Origin of the sequence: Gluconobacter wancherniae NBRC 103581 (assembly GCF_007988885.1) — a bacterium.
Lineage (GTDB): Bacteria > Pseudomonadota > Alphaproteobacteria > Acetobacterales > Acetobacteraceae > Gluconobacter > Gluconobacter wancherniae.
The window spans coordinates 1,460,047-1,473,947 of the sequence record NZ_BJUZ01000001.1 but is presented as its reverse complement, the minus strand read 5'-3'; the positions used below and the strand labels follow the sequence as shown (position 1 = coordinate 1,473,947).

12 protein-coding genes, 1 tRNA gene and 2 pseudogenes are annotated in these 13,901 nt (G+C 51.9%); 12 read left to right on the top strand and 3 right to left on the bottom strand.

The window, feature by feature from the left end; all coding sequences use genetic code 11:
- Positions 1 to 546: 546 nt before the first annotated feature.
- Positions 547 to 776: pseudogene (locus GWA01_RS13240) on the bottom strand (IS5/IS1182 family transposase); the annotation flags it as partial.
- 245 nt (positions 777 to 1,021) lie between these two features.
- Positions 1,022 to 2,461 (bottom strand): glycosyltransferase family 2 protein, encoded by a 1,440-nt coding sequence (locus GWA01_RS06935; protein WP_146795257.1) that lies wholly within the window; start codon positions 2,459 to 2,461, stop codon positions 1,022 to 1,024.
- Between the two features lie 178 nt (positions 2,462 to 2,639).
- Between GWA01_RS06935 and GWA01_RS06930 the strand changes: the two are divergent.
- A pseudogene (locus GWA01_RS06930) lies at positions 2,640 to 3,314 on the top strand (transposase); the annotation flags it as partial.
- A gap of 386 nt (positions 3,315 to 3,700) precedes the next feature.
- Here GWA01_RS06930 and GWA01_RS06925 read toward each other — a convergent pair.
- Positions 3,701 to 3,790 (bottom strand) — tRNA-Ser (locus GWA01_RS06925).
- 230 nt (positions 3,791 to 4,020) lie between these two features.
- On the opposite strand from GWA01_RS06925, the gene GWA01_RS06920 reads away from it, so the two are divergent.
- The 11 genes from GWA01_RS06920 (at position 4,021) to GWA01_RS06870 (ending at position 13,885) form a co-directional block, all read left to right on the top strand.
- Positions 4,021 to 4,533, top strand: a complete 513-nt coding sequence (locus tag GWA01_RS06920; protein ID WP_146795253.1) for a Spy/CpxP family protein refolding chaperone — start codon at positions 4,021 to 4,023, stop codon at positions 4,531 to 4,533.
- 126 nt (positions 4,534 to 4,659) lie between these two features.
- Positions 4,660 to 6,075 (top strand): signal recognition particle protein, encoded by a 1,416-nt coding sequence (gene ffh, locus GWA01_RS06915; RefSeq protein WP_146795251.1) that lies wholly within the window; start codon positions 4,660 to 4,662, stop codon positions 6,073 to 6,075.
- Positions 6,076 to 6,117: 42 nt separating this feature from the next.
- Positions 6,118 to 6,462, top strand: coding sequence for a 30S ribosomal protein S16 (gene rpsP, locus GWA01_RS06910; RefSeq protein ID WP_146795248.1), 345 nt, complete (start codon positions 6,118 to 6,120; stop codon positions 6,460 to 6,462).
- Between the two features lie 31 nt (positions 6,463 to 6,493).
- The gene (gene rimM / locus GWA01_RS06905) at positions 6,494 to 7,036 is read left to right on the top strand and encodes a ribosome maturation factor RimM (protein ID WP_146795246.1); all 543 of its coding nucleotides are present in this window, start codon (positions 6,494 to 6,496) and stop codon (positions 7,034 to 7,036) included.
- The gene (gene trmD / locus GWA01_RS06900) at positions 7,033 to 7,737 is read left to right on the top strand and encodes a tRNA (guanosine(37)-N1)-methyltransferase TrmD (protein WP_146795243.1); all 705 of its coding nucleotides are present in this window, start codon (positions 7,033 to 7,035) and stop codon (positions 7,735 to 7,737) included. The genes rimM and trmD overlap by 4 nt, the downstream gene beginning before the upstream one ends.
- Before the next feature lie 25 nt (positions 7,738 to 7,762).
- On the top strand, positions 7,763 to 8,155 hold the full coding sequence (gene rplS, locus GWA01_RS06895; RefSeq protein WP_146795241.1) for a 50S ribosomal protein L19: 393 nt from the start codon (positions 7,763 to 7,765) through the stop codon (positions 8,153 to 8,155).
- Positions 8,156 to 8,172: 17 nt separating this feature from the next.
- Positions 8,173 to 9,600: a 3-isopropylmalate dehydratase large subunit gene (gene leuC, locus GWA01_RS06890; protein ID WP_146795239.1), complete on the top strand. Its 1,428-nt coding sequence runs from the start codon at positions 8,173 to 8,175 to the stop codon at positions 9,598 to 9,600.
- A complete protein-coding gene (gene leuD / locus GWA01_RS06885) occupies positions 9,600 to 10,226 on the top strand; it encodes a 3-isopropylmalate dehydratase small subunit (RefSeq protein ID WP_146795237.1) in 627 nt (208 codons plus the stop codon). The genes leuC and leuD overlap by 1 nt, the downstream gene beginning before the upstream one ends.
- A complete protein-coding gene (leuB, locus tag GWA01_RS06880; protein WP_146795235.1) occupies positions 10,223 to 11,332 on the top strand; it encodes a 3-isopropylmalate dehydrogenase in 1,110 nt (369 codons plus the stop codon). Before leuD ends, leuB begins: the two co-directional genes overlap by 4 nt.
- Positions 11,333 to 11,474: 142 nt before the next feature.
- Positions 11,475 to 12,677, top strand: a complete 1,203-nt coding sequence (locus GWA01_RS06875) for a pyridoxal phosphate-dependent aminotransferase (RefSeq protein ID WP_146795233.1) — start codon at positions 11,475 to 11,477, stop codon at positions 12,675 to 12,677.
- Positions 12,674 to 13,885: a pyridoxal phosphate-dependent aminotransferase gene (locus tag GWA01_RS06870; RefSeq protein WP_146795231.1), complete on the top strand. Its 1,212-nt coding sequence runs from the start codon at positions 12,674 to 12,676 to the stop codon at positions 13,883 to 13,885. Before GWA01_RS06875 ends, GWA01_RS06870 begins: the two co-directional genes overlap by 4 nt.
- Positions 13,886 to 13,901: the final 16 nt, after the last annotated feature.

Genomic DNA, 13,901 nt, shown 5'->3' with positions numbered 1-13,901 from the left:
ATCATGCCTTGATCCTTGCCCACAGGTTTTCGACCAGATGCCGATGCCTGTAAGCGCATCCGCGGCTACACAGACTTTGGAGTCAAAGCCTCCAAGTAGACCGGCCAAGCGCCTTACGATCTCTGCGGCGTCCTCTATAGCCCCTTTGTGGTGAGCATGGGTTGTAGTGCCATCAAGAAAGGGCATGCCCAGAGCCTGATCCTCATCTTTGATCTTGTTAAAGATGCATTGCTATACACTGAGCTTCGACCATCGAATGAACAATTGTGCCGCGATCCACCATGGCCCAAACTCCAGTGGCACGCCATTTCGCGCCGTCTTGATGGCGCCAGAAATCATCGATATCGTCCGTCTAAGGCTCTTCGGTGGGGTTTTTCCCTTCGGACGAACTTTTTTCGATGAGAGGCCCTCAGGCGGACCGTGCGGTATCAGACAAGACAGGTTGCACCATGCTCATCATAAGCAGCTATGCTGTCCGTTCTGTTATTTAAGGCCTAGCAGGCCCTAGTTTTGTGGGATACGCCCTTCAAGCAGATTTGCCTTCTAGGCGTTGGTATTGTTGCTGCTTTGGAGTAACCACTAGTACCACGTCTAAAATCTGGCCTGACATTGGTAGATAATCAGCGTTGCTCAGGGTCGTATCAAAGCGATCGAATGAAGAGTGCCCCTCTTCTGTTTTCGTTCGAACATGCAAGAGCCTTGTTCAGATCCGGACGGAAGACTTAAAAAATCACAGTTATAGAAAACGCTTCAAGTTAATTATCGTTTCTGCTCAATCGCGCAAGCCGTTTGTCAACTGCTAAGAAGTCAGGCTACTTTGTGATCTATACTCCAATCAACGCCAGGGGAATGGAATTGCACATGGAGGCTCAAAACCAGAGGTTTTTTGCCCCCCCCCCCCCAAGTCACTGCAATCCAAAGCTTTGTCTGCTCGCTTGTATTCTTTTGAAGCTTTACGCACATTCCGACTTTTCTTTGGAATTCAATCCGATAAGTTTGGAATGGTCTTAAATAATAGAATTCACGATATGATGTTTCCGTATATTTCAACTTGATCAAAATGCAGATATCCGCCATCCGGAGCAATGATAATTATCTTCAAATATTTTGCAGTATAACCAGAAATGCTTCTCCATATATATGGAAATCCATCAGCTCCACCATATATTAAATTATCATTTTTTCTATGTATTTCATGCCATGTAAGTCGGTCTGTGGATATCTCTATCGAAAAGTTACTAACTCTTTCTAAGCAACCATCCATACGGTTGAAAATTCTGATTTCATGTACGTTAAAATGATTAAGAAGATCTATTTCCCACCATGGATTTTTTTCATATTTTGTATGGTTTTGAGCACGTGCCCAAATTTCACCACTGATGATAGCCTCAGCGTCTTCTTCAATCGTTCGATTATGCTCAGTCGATGATTGAGAAGCTTTTTTCCCCTTGGAGATTAACGTCCATTCGGAAGGTAGAAAAAGAGAATGATCCCAAGCTTTGTTCACATAAGATTGCCAATAATTGTGGAGATATTTATCTTCAATAGCATTGGTCATCGCATGGTGTGATTTTTTTTGCTCTTCTGTCAGTTGGCCCCAGATTTTTTGGGTTGCAAAAGATCCTCCCAAACTTCGACTCACTCTTAGTTCAAAATCTTGATTTGATTTTATATTAAAATGAGCAACAAATCCCTTTTCAATAATTCTTTGTCTCCGGTTATTTTTATTTAAATATTCCCACGCGGAATCAGGAAAATTTTCATAATAATTTTGCATATCCTCATGGAGAACATTGCAGCTAATTATTTCTTTATCTAATCCGACATAGTCATGATTTATAGGTGCGTTTGGTATTTGATATATTTTTTTATATGGAATAGAATTTGTTTTTATTAATATTTTTGTAAATGGAGTTGCTCCATCTTCCCTTTTTGTGTAATTGATTAATACACTTCCTTCTGGTCTTGTTTCGTATCCGTTATTTCCGAATGAGCACCAATTAAAGTATATCGCATCATATTTATCATAATTAACAATAAATTTATCAATATTATCTACGTTTCTAAGTAGTAAGAATTCATCTATATCAAAAAACATTATCCATTCATTTTCTGTTGAATATTTCCAAAGAAAATGAAAATACATTTGGAACTGTAATCCGACTAAGTTATAGTGGACGAATGTTATGAATGGATTGTCTCCAGATAGGAATGGAATTAGTTTATCATAAAGAGAAGAAGGATCATCATCATTGCAATATATATATATATGATCAAATCCAATGGATTTATGATAATTAACCCATTCGACAATATACTGATTTTCCCATCGTGCGCAGGCGACTAATGATTTTTTATATTTGTAGTTGCCGTTTTTTCTATGATCGATTGGTGTTTCTGAAAACGTTGATATCTCCTGTTGATATAAGTAATTATTCCGCAAATTAACATAATTATTCATATTTTATCTCCTGATTGTTGTTTTTACAGGTGTAAAAATAAAGAATGGTAAAGATTAAACATTTCAGCCTTGATTAGGGCACGATATCATGAATGCCTCAAGGTGGATGGTTCGAAAAACCCTCTGGTTTTGAGGTCTGCTCTGTGATTCCATTTTCCTTGCGTTGATTGGAGTATGGATCGTGAAGCAGGCGGGATTTTTTGATGTTGAAGAGCGGCTTGCTCGGTTGAGCGGGCTTGGCGATCAGCTCGAAGCGTTTTCCCGGACTGTGGATTTTGAAACGTTCCGTCCTGATCAGGAAAAGACCCTGGCGTATTCCGATGGAAGCAAGGGCGGACGACCGCTATTTGATCCGGTGCTGATATTAAAAATCCTGGTGATCCAGACGCTGAACAATTTGTCTGATGAACGGACGGAATATCTGATCAACGACCGTCTGTCATTCATGCGTTTCCTTGGCCTGGGGCTGTCGGACCGGGTGCCTGATGCCAAAGCGGTCTGGCTGTTCCGTGAACGTCTGACTCAGGCGGGAGTTATTGAAAGACTGTTCAATCGCTTTGATACAACCCTGCGGAACGCAGGCTATCTGCCGATGTCGGGGCAGATCCTAGATGCAACAGTGGTAGCCGCTCCAAAGCAGCGCAATACCAACACTGAGGAAGCCGACCTCCGGGCAGGGCGTATTCCTGAAGGCTGGCAAGATAAGCCATCCAGATTGTCCCACAAGGATCGCCATGCGCGCTGGACACTGAAGTTCACCAAAGCAAAACGGCAGGATGATGGGACGATCCCGTCAACGGATCATGCCATTCCGTTCTTTGGCCACAAATTGCATGTTTCCATCGATCAGAAATCACAGGCCGGACTATTTATCGGAACAGTCGGCATCAGCCGGGCCACCATGAGGATCGGACTGGCCAATATCGTCTACAACATGCGCCGCTTCCTCTTTCTGGAGCGGATTAACGCGGCCTCGTAGCAACCCAGAGCATGAAACCCTCGTCCTGCTTAAATCGCAGAGCGAAAATCATCATCTGGAACCTTAATCCCAGTTGACTGCCAAAAAATTCGTAAATTACGGTGCCTCGAACCCTCCAAGCCGCATCGATAAATTTACAAGACGACGTATATCGCGTCCAAGCGGCGGACAATGACGCATTTTTTAAGATGGAACCCAAGGTGGGATGGATTTGATAAATCAGATAACTACCTGAAAAATTTGGGATTTTTTGATTTATATGGCGGAGAGGGTGGGATTCGAACCCACGGTACGCTTCCACGCACGGCGGTTTTCAAGACCGCTGCCTTCAACCACTCGGCCACCTCTCCATCTCCAGTAGGACTGGAGTCGCGCCTCGTGGGCGACGAGGCGTGGTTTGCTATGTCTTGCCCGGAGCGTCAAGTGGGGAATTCGGAGGATATGTCAGTTAGTTACATAAAATCAGCACGATCACATTTCGAAACCGGGGGGTGGCAGCTCTGTAACAGGGTTTCATGCTTACCTTCGGGGGGAGGGCGCGGTGGCGTGCCCTAATGTTTTGCATAAACTGGAGCGTATCATGTCTGGTAAATTTCTTATGGGCATGGGGAGTGCCCTTCTGCTGGCTGGAACGGCATTTCTGCCAGTAATGGCTGCGGCGCAGGATGTGCCACCGCCGATGATGGGGGGGCGAGGCCCTGGTATGGGGCCTCATGGCCATCTTCCTGTGCCACCGGGTGTTGAATTGACGGCAGAGCAGAAGGTGCAATGGCGTATTATCAGTGAGCAGGCAAAGAAAGATGATGCAGGACTGCGCAAGGATGGCCGTGCGCTGCACGAGCAGATTGGGGACGCCTTGATGTCTGAAGGGGCACTTGATCGCACCAAGCTTGCGGATCTTCTGCGTCAGGAAAACGCTCTCCATGTTCGTGAAGAGCAGGCTAGGCTAGAGATTATGGAAAAGCTGCATGATCTGCTGACGCCTGCTCAGAGAAAGCAGGCGCGTGAGACTGCAGATAAGATGAAGGCGCTGCACGAACAGCTCTGGGCGCTGATGAAAAAAAGCGATACGCCAGAGCCTGAAGCTCCCTGATCGGGGGGTAAGGATCAATCTGCTTGACGTATATTGCGGCAGGCAGTAAATCGGTCCTGTTTTCGGACACGCCACATCGCGAAGGCTCGCGCAGTGGCGTGTTTTTGTTTGTCATAGGGTGGCCCGTTGTTCGAACAACTTTCAGGCAAGATGTCCGGTGTCCTCGAAGGACTTTCCAAGAATGGAAAGCTCTCTGAAGGTGATGTCACTGAGGCAATGCGCGAAGTCCGTCTGGCGATGCTTGAGGCAGACGTTGCGCTTCCTGTTGTTCGTGATTTCGTCAATAAAGTGCGGGAACGGGCTGTCGGCCATGAGGTGCTGGAAAGCGTCTCTCCAGGTCAAGCCGTCGCAAAAATTGTCAATGATGCACTGATTGATGCTCTTGGCGGGGCAGGGGCAGTTCCTCTGAATCTGTCTGCAACAGCGCCGGTCCCGGTGTTGATGGTTGGTTTGCAGGGTTCTGGTAAAACCACCACATCGGGCAAGATCGCGCTGCGTCTTTCTGGGCGCGAACGCAAGAAAGTGTTGCTGGCCAGTTTGGACGTTCAGCGACCTGCGGCTCAGCTCCAGCTTCAGCAACTTGCTGAGCGTGTGAATGCGCAGACCGGTTTGGTTGTGTCGCTGCCAATCGTCGCCGAGCAATCGCCTGTTGATATCGCGAAGCGCGCACTGGAGACTGGTCGGCGCGAAGGATATGACATCGTCATTCTCGATACGGCAGGTCGTCTGTCTATCGATGAGACTTTGATGGATGAGGTCCGTCAGGTGCGGGCCGTCACGAACCCGGCAGAAACGCTGTTGGTCGTTGACGCCATGACGGGGCAGGACGCTGTAAATACCGCCAAAGCCTTTAACGAGGCTGTTGGAATTACTGGCGTTGTTATGAGCCGTATGGATGGTGACGCCCGTGGTGGTGCCGCACTTTCCATGAAGGCGATTACGGGTGCGCCAATCAAGCTGACGGGTTCTGGCGAAAAGCTGGAGGCTCTTGAGGAGTTTCACCCAGAGCGTGTGGCTGGCCGTATTCTTGGGTTGGGTGATATCGCCGGTCTCGTGGAGCGTGCGTCTGAAACGCTCGATCACGAGGAAGGCGAGCGCGTTGCCAAGAAGATGCTCGCCGGAAAGTTTGATCTGGATGATTATGTCTCCCAGATCGATCAGATCAATCGCATGGGATCGATCTCGGGCATTCTTGGTATGTTGCCTGGAATGGGGAAGCTCAAGGATGCGTTGGGTGACAAGGAGATCGATACGTCGATCTTCAAGCGTCACAAGGCAATCATCTCTTCGATGACCAAACAGGAGCGCAAAACTCCTGGGATCATCAAGGCATCTCGCAAGAAGCGGATTGCATCTGGGGCGGGTACCACCGTTCCGGAAGTCAACCGCTTGCTCAAGCAGTTTGACGATATGTCCACCATGATGAAGCGGATCAGCAAGATGGGTCTTTCTGGTCTGATGCGGAGCATGGGCGGGGCAGGTGGTCTGGGTGATATGATGAAGGGGATGGGTAAGCCCGGTGGGCGTCCTCCCTTCGTCTGATCAGCCCATAGTTTTTTAAAATTAATCGTTCAGGAGTTTTTCATGAGCCTCAAGATTCGTCTTTCCCGCGCCGGTGCCAAGAAGCGCCCTTACTATCACATCGTTGTTGCAGACAGCCGTAGCCCACGTGACGGCCGTTTCATTGAGAAGGTTGGTTCCTACAACCCGATGCTGCCTTCTGATCATGCAGATCGCATCAACCTGAATGATGAGCGCATCAAGCACTGGCTCTCCAATGGCGCACAGGCAACTGATCGCGTTGCACGTTTTCTTGGTAACGCTGGTCTGGCTCCGAAGCCGGAATATCGTGAGCAGCCGAAGAAGTCTGCTCCGAAGAAACGCGCCCAGGAGCGTGCCGCTGCTGCTTCTGCCGCTGCTGCAGCCTGATCATTCATTGATCTTGTAGGCTGCCTGAGCAATGACCCGTTTTAACCCTGAAAGCGATGTACTGGTCGCCACTATTGGTCGCCCCCATGGTGTGCGTGGCCTTGTGCGTCTGCATGCAGCCACTGATGATCCGGTTTCGGTCGAGGAATTCGGTACGCTGCATGATGAGCAGGGTGAAGAATGGGTTGTTCGGTGGGTATCGCCTGGTGTTGCTGCGCTGACGGATCGGAACGGTCAGACCGTTTCGGACCGGACGGCTGTGGAGCGCGTGGTCAACCGTCGTTTGTATGTGGCGCGTGAGCAGCTTCCCGCCGCCGAGGAAGACGAATTCTATCATACTGATCTGATTGGTATGGTCGCCGTTTCCGAGGCTGGAGATGAGCTTGGTACGGTCGTAATCGTTCACGATTATGGTGCTGGGGTCAGCATCGAAATTGATCGTGGATTGATCATACCGTTCACGATGGCCTGTGTCCCGCATGTTGATCTTGCAGGCCGTCAGGTTGTGGTGATCCCGCCGCCGATGGTTGAAGTCGAGGGTGACCTTGATGGCGACGTGCAGGTGCGCGCATGAGCTGGCGAGCGGATATCCTCAGCCTGTTCCCGGATATGTTTCCGGGGCCGCTGGGGTTTTCTCTCGCTGGACGAGCACTTGAGCGCGGAATCTGGTCCTGCGAAGCGCATGATCTGCGTATGCATGGACTTGGGCGCCACCGTGCAGTTGACGATACGCCCTTTGGCGGTGGTGCGGGCATGGTGATGCGGGCAGATGTTCTGGATTCAGCCCTTAATGCGCTTCCTGCGCTTGATGGCCGTCCAATCGTCTATCCCACCCCCCGCGGCCGTCGCATGACGCACGAGGATGCGGAGCGTCTTTCCGTCGGGCCAGGCGTGGTTGTCCTCTGTGGTCGATTTGAAGGTGTGGACGAGCGTGTGCTCGAAAAGCATGGAATCGACCAGTTCTGCATGGGTGATTTCGTATTGTCCGGCGGTGAAATTCCTGCACTGGCGCTGCTTGATGCATGCGTCCGGCTTCTGCCGGGTGTCATGGGATCTGATATCAGCGGTCAGGACGAGAGCTTCACGGACGGTCTGCTAGAGTACCCGCAATATACCAAGCCGGCAGTGTGGGAAGGGCGAGAAACGCCTGAAGTCCTGCTCTCCGGTCATCATGGCGCCATTGCAAACTGGCGTCACGAGCAGTCAATCGCCGTCACAAAGGCACGTCGCCCGGACCTCTGGGATGCGTATCTTGCGCGGCAGCAGATTCATTAAGAGTTTTGTTTTCAGGAGTTTGGTCATGAACATTATCCAGCAGTATGAGGCGCGCGAGATCGAGCGTCTTTCCGCAATCCGTGCCGTTCCCGAGTTCATCGCTGGTGACACCGTGCGCGTTGGCGTTCGCGTTGTCGAAGGCACGCGTGAGCGCGTGCAGACCTTCGAAGGCGTTGTTATCGCCCGTTCCAACAAGGCGCTGAACAGCAACTTCACGGTTCGCAAGATTTCTAACGGTGAAGGCGTCGAGCGCGTATTCCCGCTTTATGCACCGTCCATTGCGAGCATCGAAGTTGTTCGTCGTGGTAAGGTTCGTCGTGCAAAGCTTTATTATCTGCGTGGTCGTTCGGGTAAGTCCGCACGTATTGCGGAGCGTCCGCGCGATCTACCGAAGGATGGCGCCAAGGCCGCCTCGTAAAGTCGGGAGTAGACAGGATGCAGGTTTCGAATTCGCCCAGAACACTTTTTGACAAGATCTGGGACGATCACATTGTAGAACGTCTCGAAGACGGGACATGCATCCTCTACATCGACCGTCATCTTGTTCACGAGGTGACAAGCCCGCAGGCCTTCGAAGGCCTGCGGTTGGCCGGGCGCCCTGTGCGTCGTCCGGATGCAACAGTTGCGGTGGTTGATCACAACGTCCCCACCTCGGACCGTTCTAAGCCGATTGAAGAGCCGGAAAGCCGCCTTCAGATCGAAACGCTTGAGCGCAATGTCGCCGAATTCGGCGTTCCCTATTTTCCGTTACTGTCTGCCTCGCAGGGGATTGTCCACGTTGTCGGGCCAGAGCAGGGAATCTCTCTGCCAGGTATGACCATCGTCTGTGGCGACAGTCATACCTCAACGCATGGTGCGATGGGTTCCCTTGCTTTCGGTATCGGTACTTCCGAGGTCGAACATGTTCTTGCGACGCAGACGCTTTTACAGCGTCCCGCAAAGAACATGCGTGTGTTCGTGGAAGGCAAAACAGGCGTGGGTGTCACTGCCAAGGATATCATGCTTGCCATTATTGGCAGAATTGGTACCGCAGGCGGCACGGGACATGTGATTGAATTTGCCGGTTCTGCAATCCGGGATCTGGACATGGCCGGGCGCATGACGCTTTGCAACATGTCCATTGAGGCTGGTGCGCGCGCTGGACTGGTTTCGCCGGATGAAACAACGTTTTCCTATGTGAAGGGCCGTCCGTTTGCACCTAAGGGTGAAGCGTTTGAGCAGGCGTGCGCGTATTGGAGAACACTGGCGTCAGATGACGGTGCTCATTTTGACACTGAAGTTACACTGCGTGCGGAAGACATTGTTCCGTCGATAACGTGGGGAAATAGCCCGCAGGATGTTCTTCCTGTTGATGGGATTATCCCGTCTCCAGCTGATTTCAAGGATCCAGCTCAAGCCGCTCAAGTCCAACGTGCGCTGGATTACATGGGTCTTGAGGCAGGGCAGAAAATTGCAGGTACGCCTGTTGATGTGGTGTTCATTGGCTCCTGCACGAATAGCAGGATCGAGGACCTGCGCTCAGCCGCGGATATCGTTCGTGGGCGGCATGTCGCGCCAAATGTACGTGCGATGATCGTTCCAGGTTCTGGTCTGGTGAAGCGCGAGGCTGAAGCTGAGGGTTTGGACAAGATCTTCCTTGACGCGGGTTTTGAGTGGCGGGAAGCGGGTTGTTCGATGTGTCTGGGTATGAACCCAGATCGTCTGACGCCGGGGCAGCGTTGTGCTTCTACATCCAATCGAAATTTTGAGGGGCGGCAGGGGCCAGGCGGTCGCACACATCTATGTTCACCCGCGATGGCTGCGGCAGCAGCTGTTACGGGCGTGCTGTGTGACGTCAGGGAACTGATCAGGGAGCCTGTGTAATGGATAAGTTCACGCAACTGACAGCCATTGCGGCGCCCATGCCGAACGAAAACATCGATACCGATCAGATCATTCCTGCGCGTTTTCTCAAGACGATCCTGCGTACGGGTCTTGGGAAAAATGCTTTTGCAGCCCAGCGCTACGACGGAAATGGTGCTGAGCGGCCTGAGTTTGTTTTGAATCAGGAACCATACCGGCATGCGGAAATCCTGATTACGCTCGATAATTTCGGATGTGGATCTTCGCGTGAGCATGCTCCTTGGGCGTTGCTGGATTTTGGTATCCGATGCGTCATCGCGCCGAGTTTTGCAGATATTTTTCATAACAACTGCTTCAAGAACGGCATTCTGCCGATCCGTCTGCCACGTGAAATCTGCGAAATGCTGATGGATGATGCGCGGCAGGGTAGCAACTCCCGCCTGACGGTTGATCTTGAGAAGCAGGTTATTATTCGCCCGGATGGAGAAACTGTATCGTTTGACGTTGACCCTTTCCGTCGCCACCTTCTGCTCGAAGGGTTGGACGATATCGGGCAGACCATGGCTCACGACGACGCCATCAATACATTCGAGCATCAGGCAAGCCGGGCATGGGTGCCGTCCATCACCATGGAGACAACGAAATGAGTGAAGCCCACAAGCTTCTCGTTCTTGCCGGAGACGGTATTGGCCCCGAGGTCATGCGCGAAGTCGCACGTATTGTGCATTGGCTTGGTGTTAACCGCGGGCTCCGTCTTGAGATTACGGAAGAACTGGTTGGTGCGGCTTCCCTTGCTGCACACGGTGTTCCCATTCGTGACGAAGTCATCGATCTTGCCAAGCAGTCCGATGCTATTCTGTTTGGCTCTGTCGGAGATCCGGCATGGAGTCACGTAGGTTTCGACAAGCGCCCCGAAGTGGCTATTCTCAAGCTGCGTAAGGAGCTTGAGCTTTTTGCAAATCTGCGTCCTGCTCAGCTTTTCGATGCGCTGATCGATGCATCTGCCCTGAAGGCAGATGTCGTGCGCGGGCTCGATATTATGATCGTTCGCGAGACGGTTGGCGGGATCTATTTTGGTGAGCCTCGCGGTATCGAGACGCTCCCGGATGGCGGCCGCCGCGGTATCAATACTGAAGTTTATACGACGGCGGAAATTGAGCGCGTTGCTCGTGTGGCCTTTGATCTCGCACGCAAACGCGACAACCGTGTGTGCTCCGTAGAGAAATGTAACGTGATGGAAAGCGGCCTTCTGTGGAAGGAGGTCGTGACTGATCTGCACAAGCGCGAGTATCAGGACGTTGAATTGTCCCACATGCTGGCGGACAACTGTGCCATGCAGTTGGTTCGTAATCCGAACCAGTTTGATGTGATCGTGACCGGTAATCTCTTTGGCGATATCCTTTCCGATCTGGCTTCCATGCTTACCGGGTCTTTGGGCATGCTTCCATCTGCAACGCTTGGCGTTGTGCGGGAAGACGGCAAGCGTAATGCGCTTTACGAGCCAATTCATGGTAGCGCGCCCGATATCGCAGGGCAGGGGATTGCTAATCCTCTGGCTCAAATCCTGTCGTTTGCAATGCTCCTGCGTTATTCACTGAACCGTTCTGATGATGCAGATCTCATTGAGCAGGCTGTTTCCAACGTCCTTGCGACAGGTTTGCGTACGGCTGATATCATGTCTCCGGGCATGGCACGTGTTGGTACCGAAATGATGGGTCAAGCTGTTCTGCGTGAAATGGAAAAGCTCGCCTAAAGTTAAAGAACCCCGGTGGGATGCGTATTCTGCCGGGTTATATTTTGCTGTTCAGGTTGCCTGCTATGCAATTGGGGTGTGGTCAAAGTCGATGTCTGGCGGGTAGGGTCCGGGTGTCAACGATGACATCCGGGAATCAGTCATGCCTTTCATTGCCGACCGTCTGAACAGAATTCTTCCCAGTCAGACCATTGCTATTACTCAGAAAGCTCGTGCCCTCAAAGCTGAAGGCCGCGACATCATCAGTCTTTCTGCAGGTGAGCCTGATTTTGATACGCCAGAGTTTATCAAAGAGGCTGCTATTGCAGCCATCAGGGCTGGCGAGACAAAATATACGGATGTTGCGGGAACCCAGACGCTACGAAAGGCCGTTGCCGATCGCCTGAACAACGACTTTGGCCTTGATTACACCGCGGACGAAATCTGTGTTTCAACTGGTGGAAAGCAGGTCATTTATAATGTGATGACTGCAACACTAAATGCAGGAGACGAGGTCATTGTTCCGGCGCCGGCATGGGTTTCTTATCCGGACATTGTTTCATTGGCAGACGGCAAGCCTGTCGTTGTTCAGACAAAGCCAGAGAATGGTTTCAAACTCACGGCAAACCAGCTTCGTTGGGCGATCACGCCACGCACAAAATGGGTTATGCTGAACTCCCCCTGTAATCCTACTGGAGCGGCTTACACAGAAGACGAACTGCGTGCCCTGACGGATGTGCTGCTTGATTATCCGCATGTCTGGGTTTTTACGGACGATATTTACGCAAAGCTCGCCTATGACGGCTTTGTAGCCAAGACAATCGTGCAGGTTGAACCGCGCCTGCGAGACCGAACCGTAACCATGAACGGTGTGTCTAAGGCCTATGCCATGACAGGCTGGCGGATTGGATTTTCGGCGGCACCCGTATCTTTGACGAAACAACTGGTGAAGCTACAGGGGCAGAGCACAAGCAACCCATGCTCGATCGCACAGGCTGCGGCTCTGGCGGCAGTTTCCGGGCCACAGGACTTTATCGCTGAGATGGTCTCGGTATATCAGGAGCGTCGCAATCTTGTGGTGTCGATGCTGAATGAAGCGCCCGGTCTAAGCTGTCACACACCTGAGGGTGCTTTTTACGTATTTCCATCCATGCAGGGGACACTTGGAAAAACGTCTCGTGGGGGAGCGCGGATCGATAGCGACGAGGCTTTTGTTACGGCCCTGCTTGAGGAGACCGGCGTGGCGGCAGTGCATGGCGCTGCATTCCTGACACCGGGTTATTTCCGTGTGTCATATGCGACGTCTACAGAGCTGTTGCGAGAAGCCTGTGCGCGGATTCAGAGCTTCTGTAAGGGGTTGTCGTGACGGTTCATATCGCATCCCGACTGGCGACACTTCCCCAACCCGCAACCATTGCCATGGCTGCGCGTGCGCGGGAACTGCGGGCTGAGGGAGCGGATGTGATTTCACTGGCTCTAGGCCAGCCGGATTTTCCGTCTCCGCCAGAAGCTATTGAAGCCGCGTATCACTCTGCGCAGGCTGGAGATACCGGATATCCGCCCATTCCGGGGCAGAAAGCGCTGATTGAAGCGATTATCCGGAAATTTCGGCGTGATAATGCCATCGAAGCGACGTCTGATCGGATCATGGTTGCCAATGGCGGCAAGCAGGTCATTTTCAATGCTTTCATGGCGACACTCGAAATTGGCGATGAGGTGATTGTACCTGCGCCATACTGGGTCAGTTATCCGTTGATCGCGCGGATGCTCGGCGGTGTTCCTGTTGAAATCTCGTGCGCGGAGGAGGATCGTTTCCGCCCGCGTGCGGAGGTTATCAAAGCAGCGATAACACCCAAGACGCGATGGATTGTACTTAATTTCCCTAATAATCCGACAGGCGCCATTCTGGAGAAGGAAGATCTGGAAGCAATTGCGGGGGTTCTTCGTGAGGCTCCGCATGTTCTGGTGATGTGCGACGAAATTTACGAACATCTGACGTTCGACGGGCGGCGCCATCTGTCGCTTCTGAGCGTTGCGCCTGATCTGGCGGACAGGATACTGATCGTAAATGGTGTGGCTAAAGCCTATGCCATGACGGGTTGGCGGGTTGGGTTCGCATGCGGGCCCAAGACGCTGATCAGCGCAATGGTTGCTGTTCAGGGGAACGTGACGTCCGGTGTGTGCACGTTGGCTCAGGCCGGTTCCGTTGCCGCACTTGATGGGGATTTCTCCCGAATTGAGGTCATGCGTCAGACATACGAGACGCGACGTAATCGTGTTGTCGCAGTCCTCAGGGCGATTGCTGGCGTTACTTGCGAGATGCCTGAGGGCGCATTTTATGCGTATCCCGGCATTGCATCCTTGATAGGTGGTGTGTCTGGGGGAGGTCGCGTGCTTACGGATGATGTCGCTTTTGCCGAGGCACTTCTTGATGAGGCGCACGTGGCGACAGTGCCCGGATCAGCATTTGGCTACAGCCCGTATCTTCGTTTGTCCTGTGCAGCTTCGGATGCTCAGCTTGATGAGGCATGCGAGCGAATTTCGCGCTTTGTAGAAAAAATCAGGCCAGCCTGAGAGGCATGGACGCGTG